The sequence below is a fragment of the Enterococcus wangshanyuanii genome, from assembly GCF_002197645.1.
Lineage (GTDB): Bacteria > Bacillota > Bacilli > Lactobacillales > Enterococcaceae > Enterococcus_L > Enterococcus_L wangshanyuanii.
The window spans coordinates 2,785,961-2,802,137 of sequence record NZ_CP021874.1; the positions used below are offsets into that span (position 1 = coordinate 2,785,961).

Consider the following 16,177-nt stretch of genomic DNA (forward strand, 5'->3'; position numbering starts at 1 on the left):
ATGGTTACAAGATATAGGTTGGAAACTTCCATAAAGAAAGGAAAGCAAATGAAGAACATAGAAGAATTTATTAATGAATGGGAAGAGTGTTCTAAACGCCTACATTCCGAGCATATTGATTTTTTCATAAATAAAGATACATTTAATTACGAAGATTGTTTAGTAATTATAGATGCTATTAGAAAGGAACTAGAGAATAGGGGAATCAACGGTCCTAAAATAATGATAAGAATCCAATGCGGGCAATCCAAAAGAATACAAGATTGGGGGGAGTTGTTTTGGCAATTAGTAGACGCTAATACAGTACCTCCAGAACTCTTTATTAGTAATAACAACTTCTTGGATTCTAGTGCTTTTAGTCAACAGATCAAACATCCAAATCAGGGAGAGAATATTGAAAACTACATTGTATTCTATCCCGTTGAAGATGGATTTACCCGGTGTTTAAACATTGTTGAAAAAGAGGTGCCCTATGTCTAAACTTATTTATATAGATGACTTACTTCAAAATGAAGAAGTCACGTATGGTGAAGTAGTTGTAATATTAAATGAATTGGCTGAAAATATATCGACAGAACAGTTTTTAGAATGTCAAATTTCCTCAGAGACAGAAATCATGGTCAATAATAGTGAAATTTTACTCAATTCATTCGTTGACACGGAATGGAGTATACCAACCATTGAAAGTAGTAGAACATTGATTTGGTATCCGAGAGAAGAGGAGAAAATTATAAATATTGAAGGATTATCAGAAACATTAGTAGCAGTTTCATATATTCAATCAGGCGAATATTATTTAACAATAATGTCTAAAGAAGTCTTTGATAATAGGCGTATTTCTGAGGATGTTTTGAATTTGATTATTTCAATTTCTGAAGGTGATATGGTTCTTTTGGATAGTAATCAATATATTGGCGAGAAAAAATTTAAAGAAATTGTAGATTATTTGAAGAATTCTGGCTATATTTTTATCGTTCATAAAAATTTTGCTGATAATATAGAAACTATCACAATAAAATCGACTATTGATTGGAAACAAAAAGAAAATTATAGCGTCGAATATACAAAAAAAGGTAGAAAGTCTTATGCAAATAATGAACTAGGTCTTGAATTAATGAAATTTGTCCATAGCATATCTGTAGATTAAACTTAATAAAAATGTGAAAAACAGAAAGTTATTTGAAGTTAAAGTCGCTTTCTGTTTTTTGTTGTTTTCAATTTAAGTCTTTAAAGATAGATTGTAATGATATTTTTTTAGTTGAATAATTGTTTATCTAGAGATACCTATGTTATCAGTGAGTTTTTGTGTGGTATGTCTTTTCATTGTTCTGTGAACATGAATCGAGTTTTTAAAATCTGTCTTTTTCTTTTTAATCATAATAATTACCCGAATAGTTTTTTCACTTGTTTTAGCACAAGTGTTTAGGTATTTTTTTAAATATCACATATTATCAAAAATATTCAAAAAGTTGCACTTATATATAATATTTTTGAGGACTGATGTTTATACAGGTCTTTTTTTATTTTTCAGAAAGTTCATCAAATAAAAAAATTTTAAATGACTCAATAACTATAAATATGTTTTTAACCGCGCTGGTGAATTATCAGGAATCACAGGTCAGCTTCAAAAAGTGATCGATATGATGTAGATAATGCGATCGATATCGAATCCATGGATGGTGTGTTGGTGGATGATCTAGATGAGCGGATCGCCAAATTGGCACAAAAGACTTTTAAGATCCAAGACACACTCCCAGCGGACATCGATCAGCCATTTTATGATTCAATGGACTCACTGATAGAAAAGCTAAGCAACATGAACATCATGGGCTATGAAACGATGGCAAGAGGATCTTTTAGGAAACGGTTCTCCACTTACTGATTATCTTCGTGTAGAATATGATAGAATGAAACAGGAAATCGGTGATATCAGCTTCGAAGATTATCAGAAAATGGCATTTGCAGATACGTCGTTTGATTATTATTCAAGAAATGAAAAAGTGAAGGATCTGGCTGTTACTGTAGTGATCAATGGCGCGGTACTTGTCATTGGAGGCATGCTACCATGGCAGTTGATGGTGGCTTTGGGTTTGACCTCTGAGGCGAAAAATGTCAGTGATATGTGATCTTATTTTATTGTAGGATTAAATTTATTTACCTGCGACTGCTTGATTCTTTTTCAAGATATGCTATTATGTGTTTAGACATGCATGTCTAAACACGAAAAATGAAGAGAGAAATCATGAATAAATACACGTTGGTTACAGGTGCATCTTCAGGAATAGGAAAGGCTTTTGCGGAGTATTACGCAAAAGAGAAAAAGAATTTGACTTTGATCGCTAGGTCAGAAGAAAGATTGTCTGATTTAAAGCAACGATTAGAAAAAGAGTTTAAGATCAAGGTACAAACATTTTCTTTCGATTTATCTGAACAAAAAAGTCCACAAGAAATTTATCGTTTGGTTCAAAAACCGGATGTATTTGTTGAGACATTGATAAATTGCGCGGGGTATGGTTTAAGTGGTGCTGTAAACGAGTTGAGTTATGAGAATCAACATGATCAAATAAATTTGAATGTTCTTTCATTGTTTGATTTAACCAAACTTTTTCTTGAGCCGATGTTAAAAAGAAATACGGGAACCATCATCAATGTAGCGTCAACTTCTGGGTATCATCCTATACCAAATATGGCTGTCTATGCTGCAAGTAAAGCTTTTGTCTTATCGTTCACTGAAGCATTGGCGATGGAATGTTCTAAAACAAATGTAAAGATTTTCGCCATAAGTCCTGGGGCGACAGACACCAACTTCTTTTCATCTGGTGGCGGTGTATCATACGGCAATTTACGTACACCGGAACATGTTGTACAAGTAACGATCGATGCGTTGAACAAAAGGAAAATCTCAAAAATCGATGGCTTCAACAATTATTTTACAAGCACCTTTTTGCCAAGATTGCTGCCTAGAAAAAAAATGGTAAAAGTAGTGTATAATATAATGCAAAAACAAATGGAGTGATTTTTTTGTACTATATCGAAGAATTGCGGTATCTCATTAAAGCCGTTGATAGAGAAGGCGAGCTAAACTATGCTCGCAGATTAAAAGCGATAAATATCACGCCCAGTCAATACGAAATACTAAAAATATTATCTTTAAAAAATGGTCTATCTATCTCTGAAATTGGTGAATTACTTATTTGTGGCTCAGAGAATCCAAGTAGATTGATCGATCGGTTAGTTTTAAAAAACTTGGTAGAAAAAAGAAATAGTAAACAGGATAGCAGAATAGTCAATATTTGTATCACCTCTGAAGGCATGGCCGTCGTAAAGAAAGCCGCAGTGATCGAGGAAGAATTTAATGACGATATTAAGTCTGGTTTTAATAATGAGGTTACTGTAGAGCAATTGATAGAGGTGCTAAAAAAACAGGTGGAAGGAACCAAAACGCTTAATAAAATTGAAAAAAGGAAAAATATAGAAGCTTAGAGATCATCTGTTGGAACTGGATTTCTGCATGATGATAAGATCGATATCGATTTAGTATTCTGCGATGAGCTGATTTCAACTATGATGTCACCGGAGTGGCAATGACACGCGGATAAATGCTCCTATTCGTTAAGTGTTGACTGGATGATCAAACGATAGTTACGCAGTTACTGTAATTAAAGGAAAGAGTACGGGATAAACGAAAGTTCAGTTTTGTTTCGTACTCTGAAACGTAAAAAAACGCTTGCATTTTCAGTTTAAATCGTTTATATTTAAAACAATCAAATGGGTAGTTACTGATAAAGCAGGCTATACCTTATTACATGTGTGGGTACTACACGTGTGCTAAGGTATGCCTGTTTTTTTATGTGCTTATGGAGGTGAGCTGAGTCTTGAAGATCAAAAAGATCCTGAATAATAATGCTGTGCTGGTCGGAAAAGACGGTAAGGATTTTATCTGGATCGGGACAGGATTAGGGTTTAAAATGAAACCGGGGTTGGAAGCAGATGAAGGTAAGATCGAGAAAATTTTTGTATTAAAAGAAAAGACCTCCTATCAGCGTTTTGAAGCATTGATTTCTTCGATTCCGATTGAATATTTTTCTTTAACAGATGATATTATCCAAATAGCAAAAGAAAAACTGCATTATAAGCTAAGCGAAATGCTCTATATTTCTTTGACCGATCATTTATTCAACTTAATAAAGTTACATCAGCAAGGATTGTCTCTACATAATCATTTATCTTGGGAGATCAAAAAGTTTTATCCTAAAGAGTTTGAAGTGGGAAAACAGGCATTGCAGCTGATTGCAGAAAAAATGAAGGTCACTTTAGAAGATGAGGAAGCAGGGAATATTGCGATGCATTTGATCAATGCTCAGATCAATGAGGATGGGTTACAAACCATTGATGCACAAACGACGGCTAAGAAGATTCGCGATATCGTTACGATCATACGTTTATCCAATAAATTGACCATCAATGAAGATTCTCTGGCTTATGACCGTTTTGTGACGCATTTACGTTTTTTCTTTCAACGATTGAGTCGTAGAGAAGTCGTCTCAAAGCCGAATTCGTTGCTGACAAATGTAAAAGAGCAATATGACCAAGCATTTCAGACGATGAGATTGGTCGAGGAGTATCTTGACTCGCCACTTAGTGACGATGAGCAGTTATATTTGACTTTGCATATTCAAAAATTAATAGAGAACGATTAGGGTTGTTACTGGTAAAGCAGGCAAGACTGACAAAAACTTTCTTTGGGAGAGTCTTTGTTTGTCTTGCCTTTTTATATGAAATTTAGAAAGGAAGAAAAAAATGGCCTATGAAAAATTAGTACAAGAAATATTGAGCGGTGTTGGAGGAAAAGAAAATATTAATGGATTAACTCATTGTATTACTCGTTTACGTTTCAATCTCAAAGATGAAGGAAAAGCTGCGACAGATAAATTGAAAGAAGTATCAGGGATCGTAACAGTTGTTCAAAGCGGCGGCCAATATCAAGTGGTCATTGGCAATCATGTGCCGGAAGTGTATAAGGAATTCATCGAAGCTGCTGGTTTATCATCAGATATGAATGTTGTAGAAGAGAAAAAAGGGTTGCTGGATAGCTTTATTGACATTATTTCAGGGATTTTTACTCCGGTTTTAGGCTTGTTGGCTGCGACAGGGATGATCAAAGGGCTGAATGTGCTATTTGTTTCTTTAGGCTGGATCACGAATACATCAGGAACATATGCTATCTTGCAAGCTGCTGGAGATTGCTTCTTTTATTTCTTCCCCATATTTTTAGGGTACACAGCAGCGAAAAAGTTTGGACTGAATCAATTTGTAGGTATGGCATTGGGTGCAGCGCTTGTATACCCAGCGATTGCTAACTTAACGACCAATGCAGAACCTTTGTATACATTATTTTCGGGAACGATTTTTGAATCTCCTGTCTACATTACTTTTTTAGGGATTCCGGTTATTTTGATGAGCTATAGCTCAAGTGTGATCCCGATCGTCATCGCCACCTTCTTTGGCGGAAAATTTGAAAAGGCGTTGACAAAAATTATTCCTAGTGTTTTGAAAAGCTTTTTGGTTCCTTTTTTGACTGTTTTAGTTATCGTGCCGTTAACGTTTATCGTGATTGGACCAATGGCTACTTGGATGGGGGATCTTTTAGGTAAAGCTGTTTTGGCGATTTATACGTTTAGTCCTGTGATCGCAGGTCTGGCAGTAGGTGCGGTCTGGCAAGTGCTAGTGATGTTTGGCTTGCATTGGGGAATCATCCCGATCGCAATCAATAATATTAGTGTTTTAGGCTATGATCCTGTGATGGTTTTAGGTCAAGCGACACCATTTGCAACAGCAGGTGCTGTTTTAGCGGTGATCATTAAATCTCGGAACACATCGGTTCGTGCGATGGGAATTCCAGCTTTTATTTCTAGCTTGTTTGGTGTTTCTGAGCCGTCTCTATACGGCATTACTTTGCCGCGGAAAAAACCGTTTATCGCTACGTTGATTTCAGCTTCTGTCGGCGGTCTGATCATGGGGATCTTTGGAACGAAGTCCTTCATTATGGGTGGTATGGGGATTTTTAGTTTACCGAATTATATTAGTCCGGATGAGGGGATCGGTAGCGGTTTTTATGGCTATGCGCTTGCGATCGTCGTAGCGTTTGTTCTTTCATTTGGTCTAACATTGACTTTCTTCTATGATCCAAAGGCAGATCGTGAAGCACAACAAAAAAAAGATAACGAAGGCCGCACAGTGGAACCAGCCAAAACGGGATTGATGACGGAGCTGGAAGTGCCGCTTCCACTTACTGGAGAGGTTTATCCATTGTCAGATATAGAGGATGCTGCCTTTTCTACAGGCTTATTAGGAAAAGGGCTGGTTGTGCGTCCAAGTGATGGGAAAGTTTATGCACCTTTTGATGGAACGGTTGAAACACTGTTTCCAACAAATCATGCGATTGGTTTAAAATCTGAGGAAGGTATTGAGCTTTTGATCCATATTGGGATGGACACCGTGAATTTAGAAGGGAAATATTTTACGCCTCATGTGAAGCAAGGAAAGAGCATCAAAAAAGGACAGCTGCTTTTAGCGTTTGATGGCGCTGCGATTCAAGAAGCTGGCTATTCGATCGATACGCCGATCGTTGTTACGAATACGAAAGAGTATCTTGATGTGGTAGAAAAAATTGCAGAGAGTGAATTAATTATTATTAAGTAAAGGAGTAACATCATGCGAGCAATAATGATCATGTTTGATACGTTATCACGGGACTTTTTATCCAATTACGGCAATCAGTGGATGAAGACACCCAATTTTCAGCGATTAAGAGAAAAAACAACGACCTTTGATAATTTTTATGGAGGGAGTATGCCGTGCATGCCGGCTCGGCGGGAATTGCACACGGGACGGTACAATTTTATGCATCGTATGTGGGGACAGTTGGAGCCGTTTGATCATTCGATTTTTGAAGTGATGCAAAAAAATGGAATCTACTGCCATCTGGTAACCGACCACTCGCATTATTTTGAAGACGGCGGAGCGACTTATCATAATCGTTACTCTACTTGGGAAGGCTTTCGAGGGCAGGAAGGTGATCGCTGGGCACCTAGAAAGCTGGGCGAAGATCATCCAGAACAAAATCCTTTGAATAAGACTGGTATTTCAGTCGAGCAACATTTCGCTAATCGTCAAAAGCAAACCGTAGAAGAAACGATGTCCAGTCCCTTGACAATAAAGGCTGGTTTAGAATTTTTAGATGCGTACAAGACCGAAGAGGACTGGTTTTTACAAATTGAATGTTTCGATCCGCATGAACCATTTTATGTACCTGAAAAGTATCGTGAGATGTATCAGGAACAGCCGACAGATCGTCCGTACTTCTGGCCTAAATATGGACGCGTGACGGAAGATGTGGATGACGATGATTTAGTAGAGTTGCAAAAAGAATACGCTGCACTAGTTAGCATGTGTGATGTGCATTTAGGAAAGCTTTTAGATTATCTGGACGAAAATAACATGTGGGAAGATACCTTGGTGATCATCAATACGGATCACGGCTTCTTACTTGGTGAGCATGACTGGATCGGGAAAAATGTAGCACCGATGTACGAAGAAATCATTCATCTGCCATTTTTTATCAGTTATCCTGACAGCACGACAGGCAATCACTGTCAAACACTTAGCCAAACGATCGATATTCCAGCTACATTGCTGGATTACTTTGGCATTGAAAATCAGCTGGAAATGGATGGTAAATCCTTGCTGCCGATATTAAAAAAAGAGCAACAAGAGCTGCATCCTGAAATTATTTTTGGAACTAATGGAGGACATGTAAATATTTATGACGGCCGCTATGTATATATGCGTGCATCCGTTCATCCAGACAATGGCCCAAATACGATCCAGACATTGAACTATGCGATGATGCGCGGCTTTTTGAAGAAAGAGATGTTGGATCAATTCACTATAAAACCAGGGAATCGGTTTACGAATCAATATCCGTATACAGAAATTGCAGTAACGACCTACATTGATTCGTATTCTATAGGACATTTACTTTTTGATTTAGCAAATGATCCCAAACAGGAGCGGCCGATCCGGGATGCACAGATCGAGGCTGAAATGTTGAGTAAATTAGTGAAAATGATGAATAAAATTGAGGCACCAGATAGTGAATATGAACGCTTAGGTATTCAAAAATAGAAAAGGAAATGGCGTTTCTTTAGAGCTATTATAACTAAAGAAGCGCCTGCTTTCCCAAAGGGAATGATAGAAATCAGGAAACAAGGTGAAATGATGAAACATATATCTGTTTTGATCAAACCGGCGTCGTCTATGTGCAACCTTCGTTGTAACTATTGTTTTTACGCTAATGTCAGTTCTCTTAGGGACGTTCGATCGTACGGGAAAATGACAGAGGATGTTGCAAAGAAGATGATCGAAAACATATACATAGATCTAGAAGACGGGGATGAGCTAACGTTAGCTTTTCAAGGCGGGGAACCGACTATGGCAGGATTGAATTATTTTAAAAACATCGCTGCTCTGACAAGTCAACAAAAAAAGCATGTTCGAGTGCATTATGCGATCCAAACGAACGGTATGGTCATCAATGAGAAGTGGTGTGAATTTTTCAAAGAACATCATTTTCTAGTAGGATTATCCATTGATGGACATCCTTTGTATCATGATTTAAACCGTGTCGATCCAAAAGGACGTGGAACTTTTTATCGTGTGTTGGAAACGAAGAAACTTTTTGACCGCTATGAGATTGATTACAATATCTTGTGTGTGTTAACCAATCCGCTGGCAAAAGAGGGTGAGAACGTCTTTCGATTTTTAAAAGAAGAGGAAATCGATTATGTGCAGTTCATTCCTTGCCTTGATGAGTTAGATTCAGTAGAAAAAAGCAGCTACGCTTTAACGCCAAACCATTTTGCGGCTTTTTATCATCAAATGCTGACTCTTTGGCTAGAAGAATTGAAAGCCGGCCGCTATATAAGTGTTAAGTTGTTCGATGATTTAATAAATTTGCTGGTGCATCAGCAAGTAAGTGCCTGCGGTATTTTAGGCAATTGTCAAGTTCAGTATGTGATCGAAGCAGATGGCAGTGTATATCCGTGTGATTTTTATGTGTTAGATGAATATCGAATGGGGTATATTCAGGAAAACTCTTTGCGGGAAATGTTCACACAAGAGACCTCCAAACGATTCATTTGTGAGCGGACAGCACTCCCTCAAACATGCCATAGTTGCATTTTTCAGCAAATGTGCGGTGGTGGTTGTAAACGAATGAAGGATGCTGTCTACGTAGATGAACAAGGAAGTTGCGGCTACCGACAGGTCTTAAAGGAATTTATACCGAAAATAGAGGAGATACTGAGGTTGCTACAGGGGGTAAGAGTGTGATAGGGATTCTTTATTTTATTGTGATCGTACTAGCGAATACCGTAGGAGCCGTTTCTGGTATGGGGGGCGGTGTGCTGATTAAACCGATTTTTGATTTTATTGGTGCGCATAATGTAGCTTCGATTTCTTTTTATTCTGCTACTGCGGTTTTTACGATGTCGATCGTTTCTACTTCACGTCAACTAATGAGTGGCCGCAAAATTAATTGGCAAATCGTCTGTTGGGTATCTGCTGGTGCTATTCTAGGAGGGATTCTTGGAAATGTTGTCTTTGAAACTTTTCTGCGCTGGTTTGGCAATGAAGATAGTGTCCAGCTGATTCAAATTTCGTTAACAGTGATCACTTTAGTTTTTGCTTTACTTTATACCAAATATGATTGGCGAAACTTCCATTTGACGCATGTTTTTTGGTATTTATCTTGTGGTTTTGTTCTGGGTTTTTTAGCGAGTTTGTTAGGAATAGGCGGAGGGCCGATCAACGTTTCGTTACTGATGCTGCTATTTTCTTTACCAATCAAGGATGCCACGATTTATTCGATTTGCACGATTTTCTTTTCTCAATTTGCTAAGCTAGTCATGATCGCTTGTTCTACCGGTTTTGGTCGATACGATTTGACGATGTTATGGTTTATCATTCCAGCTGCCATCGTTGGCGGTCTACTGGGGGCAAATCTAAGCAACACGCTATCATCGAAGAAAGTAACATTGATTTTCCAAGGTGTGATTATTCTAGTTTTACTTATTAACTTGTATAATGCTTGCCAATTGTTATAGAAAGAAGGGAACGTTATGATTGTTATACCAGATGGAGTATATAAAATTGGTACGGATCAGCCAGATGGATTTCTTACGGATAATGAAGGACCGCAAATCACTATTCAGCATCCTACCTTTAGCATTGATGAAATAACAGTGACGAATGAAGCATTTGCCATTTTTGTTAAGGAGACAGGCTATATTACAGAGGCTGAAAAGTTTGGCTGGTCTTTTGTTTTTCATTATTTTGTAAGTGAAGAAATAAAAAAAGCGAATGAAAAAGTCCCGAATATGAGTTGGTGGTACGCAGTAGAAGGCGCAGACTGGCAACATCCAGAAGGGCCAGACTCATCTATCGAAAAACGGTGGGATCATCCAGTTGTTCAAGTATCTCGAAATGATGCAGTTGCTTATTGTTTGTGGGCTGGAAAAAGGTTACCTACAGAAGCAGAGTGGGAAATTGCAGCGAAAGGCGGAACCGATTTCGAAAAGTATTATTGGGGGGAGGATTTACTTGAGAATGGTTCCTATCACTGTAATATTTGGCAAGGTGATTTTCCCCAAAAAAATACATTAGAAGACGGCTTTGCGAGTACGGCACCAGCTAAATGGTATGAAGCAAATGCTTATGGACTTTATCAGCCGATCGGAAATGTTTGGGAATGGTGCAGTAATCCCGCCCGTATCGACTTAACAGCATTTCAAAAGAAGGACAGCAGCTATTTTTGGGAGAAGCATCAAAAAATAGCTGATCAGATGTATGCTACTCGTGGAGGGTCTTTTTTATGTCATCAGTCTTATTGTAAACGATATCGAATTGCTGCTCGAAATGGGAATACTGGTATGTCGGCTGCGAATAATTTGGGGTTTCGGTGTGTAAAATAGCAGAACTTGATAGGATTTAAAAAAAGAAACCAACGCATGCTTCTTCAAATAACTGAAGAGAATGCATTGGTTTTTGTTTTGTACAGTTAACTACCACGAACGTAAATTCTTTAAAAACCGGATTCATTAACCGAGACAATGATCGATTGTGATGTAATAACAATTGATTGAGGATCTTGTGGTAAATACAAAACATCGACTACTTTACCAACATTTAGTTTTTCAGCACTTTCAGCTAACATGACTCTTGTGATTTCAGCATCGTATTGTTCGCCATCTGCTTTTGTGACGCGTAAAGTCAATGTGAGTTCTGGATTTCCTTGATTTTAGAAGGAGGCAGGTAATGAAAATCAATTACGTTTGGAATCACGTTTATGCAATGGAAGTAAAACTGATGTCATTTATACCTGTGATATAAATGATACAAAAAATTTTCTCTATACTGATAAAAAGGGTTCAGTATAGGAGGAATTGATATGTTGAAGAAAAAAAGCGTTCGAATCGCATTACTAGTGATCGTGTTGGCAGTCATTGGTGGAGGAGGATTTTTAGGCTACTATCGGCTGAGCAGAATTCAAGGAACGAAGCAAGAAGAGATCATAAATAAAGAGTTAAAAAATACTACAGCTGCAACAAAGGTCGTCGTGTATACTCAAGACCGAGCCTTCAAAAATGATATAATGGATGAAGTAAAAAAAGAAGTAGAGTCCCAAAAAATCTATATGGAAATACAGCCCATAGAAGAAATGGACTCAGATTTTAGTAAATGGGATAAAGTAGTGGTTTTTGGAACGGTTCAATCAAGTGAACCGCCTGGAGACTCTCGTGCTGTGATCGAGGAGCATATTGGCGATAAAAAAATGGGTATCTTTTTAACAGCAGATTCAGGTGTATGGTCTCATCAGCCGGAGGACGTTGATGTATTTGCAAGTGCTTCTAAAAACGAAAACAGCAAAGTATTTAAAGAGAAGATCCTTGCGTTTATTGACAATAAATAAGCAAAAGTTAGACAAATCTGTCCGTCAGTTTTGTCTAACTTTTTTTATTGTGCTAGTATAAACGGACTTTTCTTTCTAATCAAGAATCCTTCCTGATGTAATTCTTTTAAGCAAACTGAGATACGGGACTGAGAAGTACGACAAAATTTGGCTAAGATTTCTTGTGTGAACACAGCTGGAATTTCGAGTTGTTCCAAGTCATTCAATTCTCCAACAAAATCGGCAAGATAGATCAATAATGTTTGAACTCTGTCTTTTGGCGACAAAGAAAGCAAATCGAAAAAACGATAATGCCTTTGAAAAATATCAGCAAAATTTGTCAGAAGAAGCTCGTAGTAGTCAGGGTGTGCATTAAGTGTCGTAAGCAAATAGTCCTTTTTGATTTTGATCACCGTTGCTCTTGCGCTGAGAACGCTGATCGCATGATCTTTCGTTTGATAGCTTGAAAAGGTGTCTAAACCAAAAAAGTCATTGCTAAAAATAAACGAAGAAATAAAACTGTTTGCTTCAGTTATGACTTCTACTGAAAGAATACCGTCTACCAAAAAAAATAAATGGTCGGATTTATCAAATTCTGTTACGATCGAATGCCCTTTTTCTAGCGTTCGTTCTGCAATGTTGTGCATCGAATCGGTTGTCTTTAAATAATCGATTAGCTCTTGGTTGTTTTTAAATAATTCCATAGCATGCTCTTTTCTTTTGTCTTACTTTATTATAACTGTTTTTTTAGTGTGATTATACATAAAAAAGAGGCAGCAACAAAAGATTTTCTTCTGTTACTGCCATTTATTCGTAATAAAAAACGATATCCCATGTTCGAAAAACAAGTGTGCTTAAGATTCAGGAGTGTCTTGTTTGGTAAATGAAGCCAAGAGTTGTCTCACTTCATCGGTTGATTTTGTATTCATCAATTGAACCCGTAAATCGCTTGCGCCTGGAAATCCTTTGACATAGATTTTAAAGAAACGGTGCAAGCCAACGATCGATCGTGGTGCTAGCTCTGCGTAGTGATCTTGTAGATCAAGCTGCAGCTGCAATAAGCCCAGCAGTTCTTGTGTAGAATGCTTTTTTGGTTCTTTTTCAAAGGCGTAAGGATTTTTGAAAATTCCACGGCCGATCATGATTCCATCGACGCCATATTGTTCTGCAAGTTCTAGTCCTTTTTGGCGATCAGGGATATCGCCGTTGATGGTGATCAAGGTTTGAGGTGCGATGCGGTCGCGAATCGCCATGATCTGCGGGATGATTTCCCAATGGGCATCAACCTTACTCATTTCTTCCCGTGTCCGTAAATGGATAGAAAGATTTGCGATATCTTGTTTCAGTAAATGCGTGATCCAGTCTTCCATTTCATCGATGTCCTTGTAGCCGATGCGCGTTTTGACACTCACAGGTAAGTTGCCTACTTTAGCGGCTTCGATCAGCTCAGCTGCTACTTCTGGTCGTAAAATCAGACCGCTGCCTTTCCCTCGGCGAGCAACGTTTGGAACGGGACAGCCCATGTTGATATCGATTCCTTTAAAGCCCATTTCAGCTAAACCGATACTCATTTCACGAAAGAAATCGGGGTTATCTCCCCAAATATGTGCGACCATCGGCTGTTCATCTTCTGTAAAGATTAAGCGTCCTTGAACGCTTTCTTTGCCGTCGGGATGACAATAGCTATCTGAATTGGTAAATTCAGTGAAAAAGACGTCAGGTGCGCCAGCTTTTTGAACGACATGACGAAAAACAACGTCTGTTACATCTTCCATCGGTGCTAAAATAAAAAAGGGTTTCGGTAATTCTGACCAAAAATTTGTTGTCATCTATATTCTCCACTCTATGTGCTATATTATGATTTAGAAAAACATCCTTATTATACAAGGAATTAGGGAAAGAAGCAAAAAACAAAGAGCGCTTTATACGATAAGGAATGAGTCAGAAGGAGTGGCTTTATCTTAGAGTGGGCTCCTTATTCTAGTCTGCCTTGACAACAAAAGGACATTAATTTATATTTAACATAGACAATTATCTATGTAAGGGAGTGACTTAAAATGAACTATGATGAAACGTCATGTGTACTCAAAGCGATGGCTGATCCTAAGCGTTTGAAAATCATCGATCTTCTTTCAAATGGTACGATGTGCGCATGTGATGTATTGAAGCATTTTGATTTTACGCAGCCAACACTCTCTCATCATATGAAAGTATTGGAAAAAGCTGGCATCGTCTCGGTCAGCAAGCAAAGCCAGTGGCATCACTATACGCTAAAAGAGGCATTTGTGAAAGAGTTTATGTTGTCGATGACACAATTGTTAGCGATGAACGAGCAACAGTGAAGAATGGATCAAATAAGATGGATCTAAAGAAGGAGATTTTTATTAAATGGGCTATGCATTAGAAATAAAGGATTTGAAAAAAGTATACGCAACAGGCGTTGAAGCGCTTCGTGGCATTGACTTAACTGTTGAGGAAGGGGATTTTTATGCGCTTTTAGGACCAAATGGTGCAGGAAAATCAACAACGATCGGAATTATTACGTCGCTTGTCAATAAAACTTCAGGAAAAGTCAAAGTATTTGATTATGACCTTGATACAGATCTGGTACGTGCGAAACAGCAAATTGGTTTAGTACCACAGGAATTCAACTTTAATCCCTTTGAAACCGTCCAGCAAATCGTAGTCAATCAAGCCGGTTATTACGGGGTATCACGAAAAGAAGCGCTGGAACGCAGTGAAAAATATTTGAAGCAGTCAAATCTTTGGGAAAAACGAAATGAGCGTGCACGGATGCTTTCTGGCGGGATGAAACGTCGTTTGATGATCGCTCGTGCGCTGATGCATGAGCCGCGCTTGTTGATTCTGGATGAACCGACAGCTGGGGTCGATATCGAGCTGCGTCGTGAAATGTGGGAGTTTTTGCGTGAATTGAATGAAAGTGGCACAACTATCATTTTAACGACGCATTATTTAGAAGAAGCAGAAATGCTTTGCCGTAATATTGGGATCATTCAATCAGGGGAATTGATCGAAAATACAAGCATGAAATCTCTTTTGGCAAAATTACAGTTTGAAACGTTTATCTTTGACTTGGCTCCATCGGATAAGAGACCGGAAATCGTTGGCTATAAGAGTTTTCTTGAGGATGAACAGACACTTGAAGTGGAAGTTGAACGTAATCAAGGAATCAATGAAGTATTCAAACAGTTGAGTGACCAAGGAATCAAGGTTCTATCCATGCGTAACAAATCAAATCGTTTGGAAGAGCTGTTTCTGAAAATCACTGAAGAAGAACATCACGTGGAGGAAAAAAATGTCTAATCTTTATTTTACAGCTTTAAAAAGCTTAGCAGTCAAAGAAACAAATCGTTACCTGCGGATCTGGGTCCAAACCTTAGTACCGCCAGTCATTACGACATCATTGTATTTTATTATTTTTGGGAAAATGATTGGAGGACGGATCGGAGATATGGGTGGCTTTTCTTATATGGAATTTATCGTCCCTGGCTTGATCATGATGTCAGCTATCACAAGCTCTTATTCAAACGTATCTTCTTCTTTTTTCTCACAGAAATTCCAGAAAAATATTGAAGAGCTGTTGGTTGCACCAGTACCGACACATGTGATCATTTGGGGCTTTGTCTTCGGTGGTCTTGGCCGAAGCGTGCTAGTTGGAACACTAGTTACGATGATTTCGTTATTTTTTGTTCCCCTGCACGTCTATTCATGGTTCATGGTGATCGTGACACTTCTAATGACGGCGATCTTATTCTCTTTAGCAGGGCTATTAAATGGGATCTTCGCGCAGTCTTTTGATGATGTGTCGATTGTGCCAACGTTTGTTTTACAGCCGTTGACTTATCTTGGCGGTGTTTTCTATGCGATTTCAATGTTGCCGCCATTTTGGCAAGCTGTTTCAAAAATAAATCCGATCGTTTACATGATTTCAGGCTTTCGCTTTGGTTTTTTAGGAACAGAAGATGTGCCAGTAGCATTATCACTAGCCATTTTAATTCTCTTTATCGTGGTGCTTTATTCTGTATGCTGGTACTTGATCGATAAAGGACGCGGCTTGAGAAGTTAAGTTATTACTCATTTTTTATTATGAATTAGAGTCTTAGACAAAACTAGGTATTCGTTTTGTCTAGGGCTCTTCTTTTCAGC

At 38.1% G+C, this 16,177-nt stretch carries 19 protein-coding genes; 16 read left to right on the forward strand and 3 right to left on the reverse strand.

Annotation, left to right across the window (positions count from 1 at the left end; genetic code table 11):
- The first annotated feature begins 48 nt into the window (after positions 1–48).
- The 12 genes from CC204_RS13925 to CC204_RS13975 all read left to right on the forward strand — a co-directional run bounded on the left by CC204_RS13925 (position 49) and on the right by CC204_RS13975 (position 11,033).
- Positions 49–480 (forward strand): hypothetical protein, encoded by a 432-nt coding sequence (locus tag CC204_RS13925; protein ID WP_157894297.1) that lies wholly within the window; start codon positions 49–51, stop codon positions 478–480.
- On the forward strand, positions 473–1,147 hold the full coding sequence (locus CC204_RS13930) for a hypothetical protein (protein ID WP_088270714.1): 675 nt from the start codon (positions 473–475) through the stop codon (positions 1,145–1,147). The genes CC204_RS13925 and CC204_RS13930 overlap by 8 nt, the downstream gene beginning before the upstream one ends.
- A 540-nt stretch (positions 1,148–1,687) precedes the next feature.
- A complete protein-coding gene (locus tag CC204_RS21210; protein WP_157894298.1) occupies positions 1,688–1,882 on the forward strand; it encodes a hypothetical protein in 195 nt (64 codons plus the stop codon).
- Positions 1,833–2,126, forward strand: a complete 294-nt coding sequence (locus tag CC204_RS13935; protein WP_088270715.1) for a hypothetical protein — start codon at positions 1,833–1,835, stop codon at positions 2,124–2,126. The genes CC204_RS21210 and CC204_RS13935 overlap by 50 nt, the downstream gene beginning before the upstream one ends.
- 116 nt (positions 2,127–2,242) lie before the next feature.
- Entirely contained in the window at positions 2,243–3,016 is a 774-nt protein-coding gene (locus tag CC204_RS13940) for an SDR family NAD(P)-dependent oxidoreductase (protein ID WP_088270716.1), read from the forward strand.
- A gap of 5 nt (positions 3,017–3,021) precedes the next feature.
- Positions 3,022–3,483, forward strand: a complete 462-nt coding sequence (locus CC204_RS13945; RefSeq protein WP_157894299.1) for a MarR family winged helix-turn-helix transcriptional regulator — start codon at positions 3,022–3,024, stop codon at positions 3,481–3,483.
- 392 nt (positions 3,484–3,875) lie between these two features.
- Positions 3,876–4,700 (forward strand): PRD domain-containing protein, encoded by an 825-nt coding sequence (locus tag CC204_RS13950; RefSeq protein ID WP_088270718.1) that lies wholly within the window; start codon positions 3,876–3,878, stop codon positions 4,698–4,700.
- A 100-nt stretch (positions 4,701–4,800) separates the two neighbouring features.
- Positions 4,801–6,702 (forward strand): beta-glucoside-specific PTS transporter subunit IIABC, encoded by a 1,902-nt coding sequence (locus tag CC204_RS13955; RefSeq protein WP_088270719.1) that lies wholly within the window; start codon positions 4,801–4,803, stop codon positions 6,700–6,702.
- Between the two features lie 12 nt (positions 6,703–6,714).
- Positions 6,715–8,187, forward strand: a complete 1,473-nt coding sequence (locus CC204_RS13960; RefSeq protein ID WP_088270720.1) for a sulfatase-like hydrolase/transferase — start codon at positions 6,715–6,717, stop codon at positions 8,185–8,187.
- A 93-nt stretch (positions 8,188–8,280) separates the two neighbouring features.
- Positions 8,281–9,393: a radical SAM/SPASM domain-containing protein gene (locus CC204_RS13965; RefSeq protein WP_088271729.1), complete on the forward strand. Its 1,113-nt coding sequence runs from the start codon at positions 8,281–8,283 to the stop codon at positions 9,391–9,393.
- Positions 9,390–10,166 (forward strand): sulfite exporter TauE/SafE family protein, encoded by a 777-nt coding sequence (locus CC204_RS13970; RefSeq protein ID WP_088270721.1) that lies wholly within the window; start codon positions 9,390–9,392, stop codon positions 10,164–10,166. The genes CC204_RS13965 and CC204_RS13970 overlap by 4 nt, the downstream gene beginning before the upstream one ends.
- Before the next feature lie 15 nt (positions 10,167–10,181).
- A complete protein-coding gene (locus CC204_RS13975) occupies positions 10,182–11,033 on the forward strand; it encodes a formylglycine-generating enzyme family protein (RefSeq protein ID WP_088270722.1) in 852 nt (283 codons plus the stop codon).
- A gap of 110 nt (positions 11,034–11,143) precedes the next feature.
- Here the strand turns inward: CC204_RS13975 and CC204_RS13980 are convergent, their stop codons facing one another.
- On the reverse strand, positions 11,144–11,335 hold the full coding sequence (locus CC204_RS13980; protein ID WP_088270723.1) for a hypothetical protein: 192 nt from the start codon (positions 11,333–11,335) through the stop codon (positions 11,144–11,146).
- Positions 11,336–11,509: 174 nt separating this feature from the next.
- Here CC204_RS13980 and CC204_RS13985 point away from each other — a divergent pair, with 174 nt between their 5' ends.
- A complete protein-coding gene (locus CC204_RS13985) occupies positions 11,510–12,031 on the forward strand; it encodes a hypothetical protein (protein WP_088270724.1) in 522 nt (173 codons plus the stop codon).
- 44 nt (positions 12,032–12,075) lie between these two features.
- On the opposite strand, the gene CC204_RS13990 is transcribed toward CC204_RS13985, so the two are convergent.
- Both CC204_RS13990 and CC204_RS13995 read right to left on the reverse strand, forming a co-directional pair.
- Positions 12,076–12,714 carry a Crp/Fnr family transcriptional regulator gene (locus tag CC204_RS13990; RefSeq protein WP_088270725.1) on the reverse strand — a complete coding sequence of 213 codons (639 nt, stop codon included), beginning with the start codon at positions 12,712–12,714 and terminating at the stop codon, positions 12,076–12,078.
- A gap of 150 nt (positions 12,715–12,864) precedes the next feature.
- Positions 12,865–13,839 carry a tRNA dihydrouridine synthase gene (locus tag CC204_RS13995; protein WP_088270726.1) on the reverse strand — a complete coding sequence of 325 codons (975 nt, stop codon included), beginning with the start codon at positions 13,837–13,839 and terminating at the stop codon, positions 12,865–12,867.
- 228 nt (positions 13,840–14,067) lie between these two features.
- Here CC204_RS13995 and CC204_RS14000 point away from each other — a divergent pair, with 228 nt between their 5' ends.
- From CC204_RS14000 to CC204_RS14010, 3 genes are read left to right on the forward strand one after another with little or no spacing between them, the layout of a single operon-like run.
- Positions 14,068–14,352: an ArsR/SmtB family transcription factor gene (locus tag CC204_RS14000; protein WP_088270727.1), complete on the forward strand. Its 285-nt coding sequence runs from the start codon at positions 14,068–14,070 to the stop codon at positions 14,350–14,352.
- A 46-nt stretch (positions 14,353–14,398) separates the two neighbouring features.
- Positions 14,399–15,334 (forward strand): ABC transporter ATP-binding protein, encoded by a 936-nt coding sequence (locus tag CC204_RS14005; protein WP_088270728.1) that lies wholly within the window; start codon positions 14,399–14,401, stop codon positions 15,332–15,334.
- On the forward strand, positions 15,327–16,097 hold the full coding sequence (locus CC204_RS14010) for an ABC transporter permease (protein ID WP_088270729.1): 771 nt from the start codon (positions 15,327–15,329) through the stop codon (positions 16,095–16,097). The genes CC204_RS14005 and CC204_RS14010 overlap by 8 nt, the downstream gene beginning before the upstream one ends.
- Positions 16,098–16,177: the final 80 nt, after the last annotated feature.